The 13,490-nt window shown below is 45.0% G+C and carries 15 protein-coding genes and 1 riboswitch; of the genes, 9 read left to right on the top strand and 6 right to left on the bottom strand.

What is annotated here, in order from left to right; translation table 11 throughout:
- Positions 1-59 precede the first annotated feature (59 nt).
- Both ACNFN4_RS10140 and ACNFN4_RS10145 read left to right on the top strand, forming a co-directional pair.
- Positions 60-338: a hypothetical protein gene (locus ACNFN4_RS10140; RefSeq protein WP_327997431.1), complete on the top strand. Its 279-nt coding sequence runs from the start codon at positions 60-62 to the stop codon at positions 336-338.
- A gap of 309 nt (positions 339-647) precedes the next feature.
- Positions 648-968 (top strand): hypothetical protein, encoded by a 321-nt coding sequence (locus tag ACNFN4_RS10145; protein ID WP_014418727.1) that lies wholly within the window; start codon positions 648-650, stop codon positions 966-968.
- A gap of 66 nt (positions 969-1,034) precedes the next feature.
- Here ACNFN4_RS10145 and ACNFN4_RS10150 read toward each other — a convergent pair whose 3' ends face one another.
- Entirely contained in the window at positions 1,035-1,676 is a 642-nt protein-coding gene (locus ACNFN4_RS10150) for a cupin domain-containing protein (protein ID WP_021495345.1), read from the bottom strand.
- Between the two features lie 218 nt (positions 1,677-1,894).
- On the opposite strand from ACNFN4_RS10150, the gene hmpA reads away from it, so the two are divergent.
- Together hmpA and ACNFN4_RS10160 are read left to right on the top strand one after the other, a co-directional pair.
- Positions 1,895-3,070 carry an NO-inducible flavohemoprotein gene (hmpA, locus tag ACNFN4_RS10155; protein ID WP_014418725.1) on the top strand — a complete coding sequence of 392 codons (1,176 nt, stop codon included), beginning with the start codon at positions 1,895-1,897 and terminating at the stop codon, positions 3,068-3,070.
- Positions 3,071-3,211: 141 nt separating this feature from the next.
- Positions 3,212-4,057 (top strand): glucosaminidase domain-containing protein, encoded by an 846-nt coding sequence (locus tag ACNFN4_RS10160; protein WP_014418724.1) that lies wholly within the window; start codon positions 3,212-3,214, stop codon positions 4,055-4,057.
- Positions 4,058-4,091: 34 nt separating this feature from the next.
- Here the strand turns inward: ACNFN4_RS10160 and ACNFN4_RS10165 are convergent, their stop codons facing one another.
- The 3 genes from ACNFN4_RS10165 to cudC all read right to left on the bottom strand — a co-directional run bounded on the left by ACNFN4_RS10165 (position 4,092) and on the right by cudC (position 6,178).
- A complete protein-coding gene (locus ACNFN4_RS10165) occupies positions 4,092-4,760 on the bottom strand; it encodes a potassium channel family protein (protein ID WP_014418723.1) in 669 nt (222 codons plus the stop codon).
- Positions 4,761-4,926: 166 nt separating this feature from the next.
- Positions 4,927-5,463: a biofilm surface layer hydrophobin BslA gene (gene bslA, locus ACNFN4_RS10170; RefSeq protein ID WP_025650408.1), complete on the bottom strand. Its 537-nt coding sequence runs from the start codon at positions 5,461-5,463 to the stop codon at positions 4,927-4,929.
- 160 nt (positions 5,464-5,623) lie between these two features.
- The gene (cudC, locus tag ACNFN4_RS10175) at positions 5,624-6,178 is read right to left on the bottom strand and encodes a choline uptake/conversion transcriptional regulator CudC (protein ID WP_014418721.1); all 555 of its coding nucleotides are present in this window, start codon (positions 6,176-6,178) and stop codon (positions 5,624-5,626) included.
- Positions 6,179-6,378: 200 nt separating this feature from the next.
- Between cudC and betB the strand changes: the two genes are divergently transcribed.
- The 3 genes from betB (at position 6,379) to ACNFN4_RS10190 (ending at position 9,730) form a co-directional block, all read left to right on the top strand.
- Positions 6,379-7,851 carry a betaine-aldehyde dehydrogenase gene (gene betB / locus ACNFN4_RS10180; RefSeq protein WP_448200146.1) on the top strand — a complete coding sequence of 491 codons (1,473 nt, stop codon included), beginning with the start codon at positions 6,379-6,381 and terminating at the stop codon, positions 7,849-7,851.
- Positions 7,852-7,868: 17 nt separating this feature from the next.
- Positions 7,869-9,077: a choline dehydrogenase gene (gene gbsB / locus ACNFN4_RS10185; RefSeq protein ID WP_014418719.1), complete on the top strand. Its 1,209-nt coding sequence runs from the start codon at positions 7,869-7,871 to the stop codon at positions 9,075-9,077.
- Between the two features lie 71 nt (positions 9,078-9,148).
- Positions 9,149-9,730 (top strand): MOSC domain-containing protein, encoded by a 582-nt coding sequence (locus ACNFN4_RS10190; protein ID WP_014721712.1) that lies wholly within the window; start codon positions 9,149-9,151, stop codon positions 9,728-9,730.
- A 1-nt stretch (position 9,731) separates the two neighbouring features.
- On the opposite strand, the gene ACNFN4_RS10195 is transcribed toward ACNFN4_RS10190, so the two are convergent.
- Complete coding sequence (locus tag ACNFN4_RS10195; RefSeq protein ID WP_017419515.1) at positions 9,732-10,220, bottom strand: DinB family protein; 489 nt, start codon at positions 10,218-10,220, stop codon at positions 9,732-9,734.
- Between the two features lie 146 nt (positions 10,221-10,366).
- Between ACNFN4_RS10195 and ACNFN4_RS10200 the strand changes: the two genes are divergently transcribed.
- Both ACNFN4_RS10200 and ACNFN4_RS10205 read left to right on the top strand, forming a co-directional pair.
- Positions 10,367-10,897, top strand: a complete 531-nt coding sequence (locus tag ACNFN4_RS10200; RefSeq protein ID WP_109567151.1) for an NfeD family protein — start codon at positions 10,367-10,369, stop codon at positions 10,895-10,897.
- Between the two features lie 19 nt (positions 10,898-10,916).
- Positions 10,917-12,446, top strand: coding sequence for a flotillin family protein (locus ACNFN4_RS10205; protein ID WP_191389148.1), 1,530 nt, complete (start codon positions 10,917-10,919; stop codon positions 12,444-12,446).
- Positions 12,447-12,475: 29 nt separating this feature from the next.
- On the opposite strand, the gene thiT is transcribed toward ACNFN4_RS10205, so the two are convergent.
- Positions 12,476-13,057, bottom strand: coding sequence for an energy-coupled thiamine transporter ThiT (gene thiT, locus ACNFN4_RS10210; RefSeq protein WP_007410163.1), 582 nt, complete (start codon positions 13,055-13,057; stop codon positions 12,476-12,478).
- Between the two features lie 100 nt (positions 13,058-13,157).
- A riboswitch (TPP riboswitch) is annotated at positions 13,158-13,258 on the bottom strand.
- Positions 13,259-13,490: the final 232 nt, after the last annotated feature.

Consider the following 13,490-nt stretch of genomic DNA (forward strand, 5'->3'; position numbering starts at 1 on the left):
ACCTAGTGTGCTACTGTCCACTCTATATATTGTATATAATGCCATTGGGGGTGATCGGATTGAAGAGAATACTAATTGTGGGACTTTTATCTATCGGTTTATTATCTGCTTGTGGAGAACCATCCTTAGTGAAAAAAAGTGATAAAGACTCTAATGAAAAAGAGCAAGGACTTGTACAAGTGGTTGCTGATGTTGAGAAAGACAAGTTGAATGGCACGCTTGAGGACTTACATAAACGAAACATGAAAATCATTGATATTAAATTATCTGATTCAAAAGATGTGACAGGTTATGTTCAAACAGTCTATACAGTCATTTATGAAGAGCCGGCTAAATAAAAAAAATGGCAACAAAAATGGCAACAAAATTTTAAAAAAATCCTGATTATAACGGATTACACCAAAGAACTAAAAAGGATTAAAAAGACTATAAAGCCTGTTAAATCAACGTTTGTAGGGTACGTCAGAATATCAGAAAGTATGCAGGGATAACGCTGGCAGCGTAGAGGTCAGGGGTTCGAGCCCCCTTGGCTCCATACCTTTAAACCCTTATTCTATAAATAAGGGTTTTTTTGTTTTTTCATCTTCTGCGGCAGCCTCTGTGTTCTGCTTCATTTCTAACAACTCAAAATAAAGGAAAGAGAGAAAATGAAAAAGAAAATCTATCTTATATTATCTCTGTCAGCGGCACTGGCGCTTTTTTTGACAGCGCTTCCGGCTCTTTCTCCCGTCATCTTCACGTCTGCTTCAGAAAAAGGAGCCATCAGGCATGACATTTATAAAAAAGGATATCCGTATCAAAGCTACTTTGCGATTCTTCAAAAAGAAGAAGACGGCGGAGAGGCCGGGAACCTTTATTATGTAAATTGGTTCAATTGGAAAGATGAAACCGGACAGACGCCGCACGTATGTTATTCAAAAAAATCGTCCGAAGGCGAGTACAAAGTAAGCTGCGGAACCGGACCGTAATGATCAAGAGCCCCTCTCCAATGAGGGGCTCTTTCTGTCGAGCTGAATGCCGCTCCGGCTCTCCGTTTAATATCCCCAATATAACGGCGTATCATAATGCCGATACGGATCATTCGGATAATGCGTATTTGGCTGATAAGGCTTATTCATATCAAGAATACCCGTGTTTTCAGTCTGTCCGCAGTATTTATCGGGACCTATCACAGTTGATTGCCGGATCGGTGAAACGGCTTTTTCCCACTCATGCTCATTCAGACAGTACGTATGCGCCATGATCTCAGGCGGCGTCAGACGGAGAATATCCGAGCCGTATATCACTTCAGGCGAAGGGGCGTCAAATATGGCCAAAAGGTGGGTTTTGTCTGAAGTGGCGACTTCATAATGCCACCACCCCTGCGGAACATTCGCCACTTGTCCTGGAGAGATCGGATAATTCCGTATTTTCTGGGTGAACGGATTCAGCATCGACACCACCGCGGAACCCGAAATACAGTACACCAATTCAGCGGCGTTTTGATGGGTATGCGGTTCAATCACATTTGTTTTGCTCAGAAAGATATCTAATAATGAAATATTTTCAAGCGTGTTTAACTGTTTAATCCCCAATACATTGATAAAGTTCCGAGCATCTTTCGTAAAAAAACGGCTCTCATTCACATCATAAGTGAATTGTGTATTCGGAGACGTGTAATCGATATCGGAAACCATGCACTCCCCCGCTTTCATCTTTAAACGTATATTCCCAAATATATGTGTCCCTGTTTCACCGGGTGATAAAAAAAGGAGGTGAAATCCATAAATTCCAAATCCAACACAATATTGTGACGACTTTTTTAAAGATTCATTTTCAATATATCTTTTATTCGAAATATCTCTTACTATAAAGATATATTGAAAATACATCTTTAGAAGGGTTGAGGATTAACATGCTGGATGAGAGAACAATAGACATCATCAAAAGCACAGTACCCGTATTGAAAACACATGGAGAAAACATCACCGGACGCTTTTATAACCTGATGTTTCAAGATCATCCCGAACTGTTAAATATGTTTAACCAAACGAACCAAAAGAAACAGACTCAGCGCGCAGCATTGGCAAATGCAGTCATTGCGGCTGCGGCGAATATTGATCAATTAGAACAAATCATTCCGGCGGTCAGACAGATCGGCCATAAACACACAAGCATCGGTGTAAAACCGGAACATTATCCGATTGTCGGAAAGTATCTGCTTCTGGCAATTAAGGATGTGCTGCAGGATGCCGCAACTCCTGAGATTATGCAGGCATGGGAAAAAGCTTACGGTGTTATTGCGGAGGCTTTCATCGGCATTGAACAAGACATGTACAATGAAGCCGGATGGCAGGGGTATAAAGAATTTACGGTTATACAGAAAACGAAAGAAAGCAAAGATATTACATCATTTTATATCAAACCGAGTGACGGCTCTTCGCTTCCTGGATTTGAAGCGGGACAATATATCAGCATTAAAGTGCGGATTGCGGATTCTCCTTATACGCACATTCGCCAGTACAGCCTGTCTGATGCTTCTCAAAAAGGGGCATATCGGATTTCTGTGAAAAAGGACGGAGCGGTTTCTTCTCATCTCCACAATGAAGTTCAAGAGGGAGATAAACTTGAAGTCAGCGCACCCGCCGGGGATTTCAAGCTGTCTTCTTCCGAAAAACCGGTTGTTCTTATCAGTGCCGGCTCCGGAATCACGCCGATGATGAGCATGCTGAAAACAGCCGCCGAAAAACAGCCGGAGCGTTCCGTTACTTTTATTCATGCCGCGAAAAACGGAGAGTACGCCGCGTTCCGCAAAGAGGCTGAACAAGCTGCGGAGAATCATCCGAATATTAACGTCATTTATGTATACAGTGAACCGGCAGAACAAGACCGCTCAGGAGACAAGCCTTTTTACAGCGGCAGGATTGATCAAACCTTCCTGGAGCAGCTTCATCTGAATCAAGATGCTGCATTTTACTTGTGCGGATCAGCGCAGTTTATGACACAAATGAAAGACATGGTTCTTGCCCTCGGGTTTGACTCTGATTCCGTTCAATATGAATTGTTCGGCCCTCAGCTGAGCATGGCATAACAAAAAAGACTCCTCAAAAAGGAGTCTTTTTTATTTGCACAATGTGTTCTTTCTCCGTCTTTTTCCCTATTTTATTGAAATTTTCATCAATGACCAGTAAAATTATAAATCTAGTGATTCCGGAATTAAAGGAAGGTTGATATGAAAAAGAAAGCAAAGACCAAAAGGGTGCTTGGGTGCCTTTTTGCTGTATCTCTTATATTCGGATTATTTCTGGTATCAATGGTGTTTTCGAAATTCATAGTGACGGAAGAAAAACCGCCTGAAGAGGTGGACGAGCAGCAGGTCTTTATTGACAGCCTTTCCGGGCATGCTCAAATTTTATATGAGAAATATCATGTCCTTCCGAGCATCACCCTCGCACAGGCCATTCTCGAATCGGACTGGGGGAACAGTGAGCTTGCGGGGAAAGCGCGCAACCTGTTCGGTGTAAAAGGTGATTATAAAGGAAAACACGTCACGATGAAAACGGATGAATTTGAAAAAGGAAAACGAAAAACGATTCGGGCAAAATTCCGTAAATACAGCACGTTTTTTGAATCAATGGATGACCATGCAAAATTATTTGTCAACGGAACGTCTTGGAATAAAAAGAAGTACAAGCCCGTCATTGAAGCGGACAATTATAAAACAGCGGCGGCTGCCCTTCAAAAATCCGGCTACGCCACAGACCCCGGCTATGCTGAAAAAATTAAAGATGTCATAGAAACCTATAACCTGAATGAATATGACAAAATCAATGCCTCTCTTAAAGCAGTTGATATGAAAGGCGCCATCAAAGACCACGCCATTGAAGACGTGTGGTCGAAGCCGTCAAAAGAGCGGCATTCTATAAAACTGGCATCGGCGCAAAAGTTTACCGGCCAGCATATTAAAGTCGTATCTGAAAAACAAAACGGAGAATCCGTCTGGTACCAAATTCAAGTGAAAGATGAGCTGATCGGCTGGGTTGACCAAACCGCCGTCCAGTTAAGTGAAGAAACATAAGCATCAAAAAAAGCCGGCAGCCCGCCGGCTTTTTTTACATCCCTTCAGTTTCAAACCTTTTAATATCACGTTTATGCCCCATCAGCACAAGGCAGTCACATTCATGAATGACAGTCTCCGGAGAAGGGGACAGCTGAATGTCTCCGTTATGTTTCACGGCAAGAATGGTACAGCCGAATCTGGCCCGGACGCCGAGATCAAGAATGGATTTTAAATGCAGCTTTTTCGTGGCTGAAAGCTCCACGATGCTGTATTCATCTGACAAATCAATATAATTTAAGACGTTTTCATCCGAAAGGCTTTGCGCAATCCGCACGCCCATATCCTTTTCGGGATGGATAATACGATCAGCACCGATCTTTTCAAGCACTTTGTGATGATAATAGTTTTGCGCTTTCACCCAAATATTAGGGATGTTCAGCTCCTTCAATAACAGCGTCGTCAGCGTGCTTGCCTGAATGTTGGCGCCGATTGCTACGATGACATATTCAAAATTTCTGATGCCGAGCGACTGAAGCTCGCTTTCTTCCGTTGAATTTGCCCGCACAGCATGCGTGGCATAAGAGGAGTATGCGTTGACCCGCTCTTCGCTGATATCGACCGCAAGCACCTCATGCCCCATTTTAAAAAGCTCTTTACAGATGCTTCCGCCGAAACGGCCGAGTCCGATGACGGCAAATTGTTTATTTTTGATTTTTCCCAATCCTCATAACTCCTTAAGAAACTGTTTTCGTCACTCCAAATACAACAAACAAGAATGTACTCCTGTTTCAAGGGTTTGTCAATGCGAGGGCCGGAAGAAAGAAAACAGCACAAAAAAAAGACCGGATGACAAGCGAGGGGCTTGTGCCGGTCTTTTTTCGCAATTATTAGCAGTCGCAAGGCTGTGTCGGCGGTGTGCTGCGTTTTTGAACAACAATTGTGTCCTCAGCATAGAATTTAGAGCCGATGCTTAATGATTTATTTTCTGCACGGAACTTATATGTACCTGCAGCAGGCAATGTTTTATTATTAAGAGAAAGCTTAAATTCCGCTGCGCCGAGCAAATCAATGTTTAACGGAAGTCTGACTGTTTTGCCGTTATTCAGAATTTGTCTTTCACGCAAAGCGTGTCCGTTGACTGTATCTTTTGTTGTAGCCGCAAATCCGCTAGGAAGGGTAAATTCCATAACGCCTAAGCTCAGGATCGTGTTCGGACGGTACGTCAATTCGATATCAGAAAATGACCATTCCTGCTGGCTGGCACCTGTATATTTTGCAAATAAGGTAGCAGTCGCTTTCGTGGACATTTCCGGCTCGTGAACGGTTGAGCCTGACTCAGCGGCGAATGACGCTGTCGGCAGAGAAAGAAGCAAAACCAGGCCGAATAAACTTGCCATGACAGTTGAGAAAAACTTGTGTTTCATTTTCATAAATCCCCCTAAAAAAAATTTGCTGATTGTTCTTAAAAAAGAACGACCATACCTATAAAAATTTACCATCAATTTTAATGGAAGTAAATGGGGTTATATTCCTATATTTTCTCAAAAATAATCAAATCACGACAAAAAAACGCCTGATTTTGATTCAGGCGTTTTTTTCGTCCGTTTCTATCGGAATAAATTTAAAAATCTCCCCGCTCTGAACCGAGTCGGCGAGCCGCTTCAGCCAATCATAATAAGCTTTCGAACTTTCAAGCTGATCATATAACTGCCGCGCTTCTTCCTGTAATTCCGCGTTGCCTTCCTCCGCCAGCAAAACGGACTGCAAATCCGCCTGGGCCTGTACGATGGCGGACAAATTCACCTGAACTTCACGGTCCCATTTCGGCGGAAAGAAATTCGTGAAAAACGTAAAGAAATCTTTTTCCGCTACAAACGTATGCTTCCGTGTGCCGCGGTGAAAGGTTTTTTTGACCACATTTAAATCCTGCAGCTTTTTGACGCCTGTGCTCATACTCGGTTTGCTCATCTGCAGTTCCTCACGCATTTCGTCAAGCGTCATTTCATCCCTCATATACATTGTTCCGTATAAAATCCCGACACTTCGGGTGATTCCGTAAAGATCCATCGTCTCTGCAATGGAATCAATGACAAGATCCCTGGCTTGTTCTATCGCTGCGAATTCTGGATTCTCATCCATACTGTCCCTCTTTTCCTCTTGAAGTTTAAATTTGTTAAGTCATTTCTTTATGTTCTTAATCTTAACGAATCATGACAAAATGTCAAAATCTAAACGGACTGACCGGGTTTTGACAGGAAAAAAAACATGTGTTAAATTAATATTGTTAAAAACATTAAATTTTTATTTAACAAACTTACTTTTCGGTAAGGAGGACTCTTATGAGCAAAACGCTTTATATCGGCGGCGAATGGGTCAGTGCAGAAAAAAAACAGACCCGCCGTATCATTAATCCATTTAATCAAGAAGAAATTGCAACGGTATGCGAAGGAGACCGGGACGATGCGGTGAAAGCCATCGCCGCAGCCAGAAAAGCATTTGATGAAGGGGAGTGGCCGGTGCTTTCCGGGCTCGAGCGCGGCCAATTTGTTCTGAAAATTGCGGAATTAATCAGACGCGATCTGAACGAATTAGCTGAGCTGGAATCGCTCGATACAGGAAAAACGATTGAAGAAAGTAAAGCCGATATGGATGATATCGCAAATGTATTTCAATATTATGCCGGTTTGGCGGATAAAGACGGAGGCGAGGTCATTTCATCTCCGATTCCTGATTCCGTAAGTAAAATCGTCAGAGAGCCAATTGGCGTATGCGGACAAATTACGCCGTGGAACTATCCGCTTCTTCAGGCGAGCTGGAAAATCGCTCCCGCTCTTGCGGCCGGAAACACGATCGTTTTAAAGCCGAGCGAGATTACTCCGCTGACAACCATTAAAGTCTTTCAATTAATAGAAGAAGCCGGTATTCCGAAAGGGGTCGCCAATCTCGTGCTGGGGCCGGGCGCTTCTGTCGGCGATGAGCTGGCGAGAAACCTCGACGTCGATTTGGTCTCTTTTACGGGCGGAATTGAAACAGGCAAAAAAATCATGCAGGCGGCAAGCGGCAACGTGAAAAAGATTGCCCTGGAGCTTGGCGGCAAAAATCCGAATATCGTATTTCAAGATGCAGATCTCGAAACAGCTGCAGATCAAGCGCTGAACGCCGTGTTTTTCCATGCCGGCCAAGTTTGTTCGGCAGGGTCACGTCTTTTGGTGGACGAAGCCATTCATGATGAATTTTTAGCCGAGCTGATCAAGCGTACGAAACGCATCAAATTAGGAAACGGTTTTCATGAAGATACGGAAAGCGGTCCGCTGATTTCCGCCGAGCATCGGGCTAAAGTCGAAAAATACATAGAAATCGGCATCGAAGAAGGGGCAAAACTGGAAACAGGCGGCAAACGTCCTGATGATCCCGCCCTTCAAAACGGTTTCTTCTATGAACCTACTATTTTCTCAAACTGCAAGTCTGATATGCGGATAGTCCAAGAGGAGATCTTCGGCCCCGTTTTAACAGTTGAGTCATTTTCTTCTGAAGAAGAAGTGATCAGACTTGCCAACGATACCATTTACGGGCTGGCCGGAGCGGTATGGTCAAAGGATATTGAAAAATGCGAACGCGTAGCCGCCAAACTGCGGATGGGAACGGTATGGATCAATGATTTCCACCCATATTTCGCGCAAGCGCCATGGGGCGGGTACAAACAATCGGGCTTCGGCCGCGAACTCGGCAAAATCGGCCTGGAAGAATACACGGAAATCAAACATATTTACCGCAACACGAAACCTGCGGCTGTGAACTGGTTTCAAGCATAACGAGGAGGAGATACAATATGACATTAAATATGAAAGTAGAAAGCATGCATAAATTCCATACATTCGAAATCCCGACAGTCATTAAACACGGAATCGGTGCGATTCAGCACGCGGGAAGTGAAGTCAGAGCGCTTGGCGTCACAAAAGCGCTGCTCGTAACAGACCCGGGAATTTATAACGCGGGAGTGGCAAACCCGGTCATTGAATCTTTGCAGGAAGCGGGCATCGAAGTCGTCCTGTTTAACAAAGTGGAGCCGAACCCGCCTGTACGTCTTGTAAACGAAGGATCAGAACTGTATAAAAAAGAAAACTGCAACGGCCTTGTGGCTGTCGGCGGCGGAAGCTCCATGGATACAGCGAAAGCGATCGGGGTAGAAGCGACACACGAAGGAAGCGTGCTTGATTATGAAGCCGCGGAAGGCAAAAAGCCGCTGGAAAACCGTATTCCTCCGCTGACAACGATCCCGACGACTGCGGGAACAGGTTCAGAGGTTACACAATGGGCGGTCATTACAGATGAAGAAAGAGAATTTAAATTCAATACGGGCGGACCGCTTATCGCCGCGCATTTAACGGTCATTGACCCTGAGCTGCACACGTCCATGCCTCCGCATGTAACGGCCATGACAGGTATTGACGCACTTGCGCACGCCATCGAGTGCTATACGATGAAATTCGCGCAGCCGATCACTGATGCCGTCGCTTTAATGGCCATTGAATATGCGGCGCATTATATTAAGCGCGCGTTTGCGGACGGAGAGGATTTGGAAGCAAGATACGGCATGGCGCAGGCGGCGATGCTTGCCGGCCTTTCATACGGCAGTGAATCAGCAGGCGCGGCGCATGCAATGAGCCAGACGCTCGGCGGCATCATCCCTGTCGCTCACGGACAATGCGTCGCAGCTATGATGGGGCCGGTAATGGAATACAACTGGAAAGGCTATCCGGAAAAATTCGCCCGCATCGCCAAAGCATTCGGAATCGATACAAGCAACATGACAACCGATGAAGCGGCAAAAGCGTCCGTCAACTGGATGTATGATCTTGTAAAAGATTTAGAGGTGCCGAGTTTAGAAGAACAAGGTGTGTCTCCGGACATGATTGAACGTTTATCAAAAGAAGCCATGAAAGATCCGCAAACATTCGGAAATCCAAGAGATTTGAATGAGAAAGCATACAACTGGATTTACAAACGCTGCTTTGACTTAACACCGAAAACGGTATAATAAATGAACCCCGCTCCTTTACAGAGCGGGGTTTTTTAAGGATAATGTCAAGAAAAAGGCGGTGGTGGCTGATGTGGAAACGCATAACAGCAAAGACGGAAGGCGTATATATAGCGGATACCGAACAATTTGTTACCAAAAAGATGGACAAGCTTCGTGCGGAATACGGCGGGTTTCCCGGTGACCTGCATTTCGGACTGACAAAAAAGGCCGGCGCGCGTGAGCCGATGTATGAAAGAGGAACAGAAATTTTTAACCGGAGACAAATTTCAATCGTGTCCATGGAGGAATGTGATGACATTGCGGAGAAGATGGGGATTTCTCATATCTTTCCCGAATGGCTCGGCGCTAACATCGCAATCAGCGGTTTTTCTGCACTGACGCCGCTTAAAGAAGGAAGCAGAATAATATTTCCAAGCGGTGCGTCTCTGTTGTGCGAGGGAGAAAATGATCCGTGCATTCAGCCGGGAGAAGTCATTCAATCCTTTTATCCGGATCAGTCAAAACTCGCCGCGGCGTTTGTGAGGCACGCGATGGGCAGAAGAGGAATTGTCTGTATTGTTGAACGCCCGGGTGATATATGCACGGGCGATGCGGTCACCATCCATTCTTATGAACCGAAACGCGCCAAGAAAAAAATCGAGAAGGTCTGACTCAGACCTTCTCGATTTTTTGTTTGATTTCTTCTATTTGATTGATGTGACGCTTTTCATGATGGCCGATAAAATCAATCCACTGGCGGATCGTCAGTTCTTGAAAAACAGGATGGGGAAGCACACGTTCTAAGTCTTCCTCGTTTAATGATGAAATAACTGCGGTCAGCTGCTGTCTTGCCGTATCTAATTCTTGTTTTGCTTCAATGACTGATATTCGGTTTTGCTCAGGTTCGAGGTGTGACGGCGCCGGCCGTTTATTTGTTCTGTCCTCTATAAACTCCATCGGTTTTTCTTCGATTTTTTTAAACGGTGCGTCTTTTGCCTGCTTTGATAAAAGGGTCTGCGCTGTTTCGTCAATTTTCTTTAAATGGTCAAGGACTTCCCGCACGCTCCACTCATCAGCCGCGGGCTTTCGGTTGAATTCCTCATCAGAGAGTCCTTTCAGTTCTTCCCAGGTCTGCTGTCTGGCTTCATTAAAAATGCTCATCCTATCTCCTCCTTTAGAGTAAACATATCATATCCGGATTGGATAATCATGTAATCAGCCTTCCTTATCAGAAAATTGAAACCATTTACCTTTACATCCGTATATAAAGTAACACTCCGACACCTCGGCCGAAAGGAGGATAGAAGATGAACATATTTTATCTGCCGCTTGAAACGGTCTATCTTTACACATTGATTATTTCGGGAAGTCTCACGCTTTTGATTCTGTTTTTTCAAGATGTGTTTCACGGCCTATCGGAAGCCATTCCTGTTTCATTTTTAAACCCTGCATTGATTCTGTCTTTTTTAACAATCTTTTCAGCCTCAGGTTATATCGGCGAAATCGCCGCTCCGCTATCAAGTCCTGTCATTGCGTTGCTTTCATTTGTTCTTTCGGTTCTTTTGGTCAGCCTGCTTCACTTCTTTGTCCTTGTCCCGCTTTCATCAGCGGAAGAATCGCTCGCATATCGGGAGACGGATTTAAAGGGCAGAGTCGGCAGGGTCATTACTTCCGTCCCGAAAGACGGCTATGGAGAAGTAATCATAGAGGGAATAGGGGGCGCCATTTCTAAATCAGCCGTCAGCTTTGATCAAGAACAGATCAAGTACGGAACGGCCGTATTAGTGATTGACGTGAAAGACGGAGTGCTTTTTGTGACGCCGCATGAACCAATCTGATATCTAAGGGGGAACTGTTATGACTATGCCGATTATCATCGTTATCGGAATCGTATTCTTTTTACTCATCGCACTTATTGCTGTATTTATTACGAAGTACCGGACGGCGGGGCCGGACGAAGCCCTTATCGTGACCGGAAGTTATTTGGGAAATAAGAACGTCCACATTGATGAAGGCGGAAATCGTCTGAAAATCGTCCGGGGCGGGGGAACTTTTGTGCTCCCGGTATTCCAGCAGGCAGAACCTCTCAGTTTACTGTCAAGCAAACTTGATGTCTCTACACCTGAAGTCTATACAGAACAAGGCGTGCCGGTAATGGCCGACGGAACCGCCATTATTAAAATCGGAGGCTCCATCGGTGAAATCGCAACAGCAGCTGAACAATTTTTGGGGAAATCTAAGGAAGACCGTGAGCAGGAGGCGCGGGAGGTGCTGGAGGGCCATCTGCGCTCCATCCTCGGCTCCATGACCGTTGAAGAGATTTATAAAAACAGGGAAAAGTTTTCTCAGGAAGTCCAGCGGGTCGCGTCTCAGGATCTTGCTAAAATGGGGCTGATGATCGTTTCTTTTACGATTAAAGACGTCCGCGATAAAAACGGCTATCTTGAATCATTAGGTAAGCCGAGAATCGCCCAAGTCAAGCGGGATGCGGACATTGCCACGGCAGAAGCGGATAAAGAGACGAGGATTAAACGCGCGGCCGCTGATAAAGACGCAAAAAAATCAGAGCTGGAGCGGGCGACGGAAATAGCTGAAGCGGAAAAAATCAATCAGCTGAAAATGGCGGAATACAGAAGAGAGCAGGATACAGCAAAAGCCAATGCCGACCAGGCATATGATCTTGAAACAGCAAAAGCCCGCCAGCAGGTGACAGAGCAGGAAATGCAAATTAAAATTATTGAGCGGCAAAAGCAGATTGAATTGGAAGAAAAAGAAATCCTGCGCCGTGAGCGCCAATATGACTCTGAAGTGAAGAAAAAAGCCGATGCTGACCGTTACTCGGTGGAACAAGCGGCCGCGGCCGCAAAAGCGAAGCAGCTCGCCGAAGCGGATGCCGAGCAGTACAGTATCGAAGCGATGGCCAAGGCGGAAGCGGAACGCGTGAGAATTGACGGTCTTGCTAAAGCGGAGGCTGAAAAGGCGAGAGGAGAAACCGAAGCGGAAGTCATCCGCCTGAAAGGTCTCGCAGAAGCGGAAGCTAAAGAAAAAATCGCCGAAGCATTCGAAAAATACGGGCAGGCTGCAATCCTTGATATGATTGTGAAAATGCTGCCTGAATATGCGAAGCAAGTCTCAGCGCCTCTTTCCAACATTGATAAAATAACCGTCGTTGATACGGGAGGAAGCGGTGAAAACGGCGGGGCCAATAAAGTCACAGGCTACGCAACCAATTTAATGGCCGGTCTTCAGGAAAGCTTAAAAGCATCTTCCGGAATCAATGTAAAAGAGCTTATTGAGAATTTTTCAGGCAAAGGAAACATAAAACAAAGTATAAATGAACTTACAAAAGAACTGAGTGATTCAAACAAACGGCACAGCCCGGAATAAAAAAACAGCAGGCGTAACCGCCTGCTGTTTCAGTTCGTCCGCTTAGCTTCAAGAAGCCGCGGCGCAGTCATGAATAATAAGATAAGGACAATGGCCGAAAGGATAAAAGAAGGAATCATATAAGTCGCGTTATAGACGGACGAATAAATCCATACCGGCGTGCCTTTCGGAGCATAGCTTCCGAAAAAGACAGCTCCGGAGACCACATGTGCCGCATAACGCAGCACACTGCCGATGAAAACACCGCCTATAACATACATCGTTAAAGCGCCTCTTTTTTTATTCAATGCCGATTCCCGTACACCGGAAGCAAACAAGCCGCTGAAACCGAGGACTGCAAATGCCGCGATGTAATCAAGAAATAGCTGCACCGGGTGCTGCAAAAACAAATTGCCGATGGCGATCTGGACAATCCCTGTTAAAAAGCCTGTCGTAAGCCCGGCCTTCACTCCCCAACGGAATGAAATCAAAAAAATCGGAATCATCATAATAGAGACCGAACCGCCTTGGGGCATCCGGAGAAACATACCTGAGACAATGTCCAGAATGACAGCCGCCCCGGTCATAATCGCTATTTCAATTAAGCGCACAAGCTGTGTTGAATGATTCATAGTTTTCCCCCTGGTCAGACAACCGTATCAAGGATAAACAAAAAAGCAGCGCGGGGAAGGATGGGAAAAGGTCCGCGCGCTGCTTACATAAACTGCAAAACATTTGGCTTTGCCACATCCCTACGCCAGCGTTAACTAACAGGTTCAAAGGGTCAGAACAAAACGTTCACTCTCAGCTTTAATGCTCCCCTTGTGGTCATCAAGTATTTAGTTCAATCTTACTATACAAGAAAATATGCCAAACCACAAGACAGCTTATCTTTCTATAGAAGAGAAACTGAAATAAGTATGAAAGAAAATAATTAATGATTTTTTTAAAAAAACTATTGTCATATTTTCAAAAGGGTGTTATATTATTAAACGTCGCTGATGAACAGCAGACAACAACGAAAAGCTTCGGAAACAACTTAAAAAAAGTTGTTGACATAAAAGG

The organism is Bacillus sp. N1(2025) (genome assembly GCF_053470005.1).

Bases quoted from the DNA above. Each gene is read 5' to 3' on its own strand.
- ACNFN4_RS10145 (WP_014418727.1), top strand. From the start codon at position 648: ATGAAAAAGAAAATCTATCTTATATTATCTCTGTCAGCGGCACTGGCG.
- ACNFN4_RS10150 (WP_021495345.1), bottom strand. From the start codon at position 1,676: ATGGTTTCCGATATCGATTACACGTCTCCGAATACACAATTCACTTAT.
- hmpA (WP_014418725.1), top strand. From the start codon at position 1,895: ATGCTGGATGAGAGAACAATAGACATCATCAAAAGCACAGTACCCGTA.
- ACNFN4_RS10160 (WP_014418724.1), top strand. From the start codon at position 3,212: ATGAAAAAGAAAGCAAAGACCAAAAGGGTGCTTGGGTGCCTTTTTGCT.
- bslA (WP_025650408.1), bottom strand. From the start codon at position 5,463: ATGAAACACAAGTTTTTCTCAACTGTCATGGCAAGTTTATTCGGCCTG.
- cudC (WP_014418721.1), bottom strand. From the start codon at position 6,178: ATGGATGAGAATCCAGAATTCGCAGCGATAGAACAAGCCAGGGATCTT.
- betB (WP_448200146.1), top strand. From the start codon at position 6,379: ATGAGCAAAACGCTTTATATCGGCGGCGAATGGGTCAGTGCAGAAAAA.
- gbsB (WP_014418719.1), top strand. From the start codon at position 7,869: ATGACATTAAATATGAAAGTAGAAAGCATGCATAAATTCCATACATTC.
- ACNFN4_RS10190 (WP_014721712.1), top strand. From the start codon at position 9,149: ATGTGGAAACGCATAACAGCAAAGACGGAAGGCGTATATATAGCGGAT.
- ACNFN4_RS10195 (WP_017419515.1), bottom strand. From the start codon at position 10,220: ATGAGCATTTTTAATGAAGCCAGACAGCAGACCTGGGAAGAACTGAAA.
- ACNFN4_RS10200 (WP_109567151.1), top strand. From the start codon at position 10,367: ATGAACATATTTTATCTGCCGCTTGAAACGGTCTATCTTTACACATTG.
- ACNFN4_RS10205 (WP_191389148.1), top strand. From the start codon at position 10,917: ATGACTATGCCGATTATCATCGTTATCGGAATCGTATTCTTTTTACTC.
- thiT (WP_007410163.1), bottom strand. From the start codon at position 13,057: ATGAATCATTCAACACAGCTTGTGCGCTTAATTGAAATAGCGATTATG.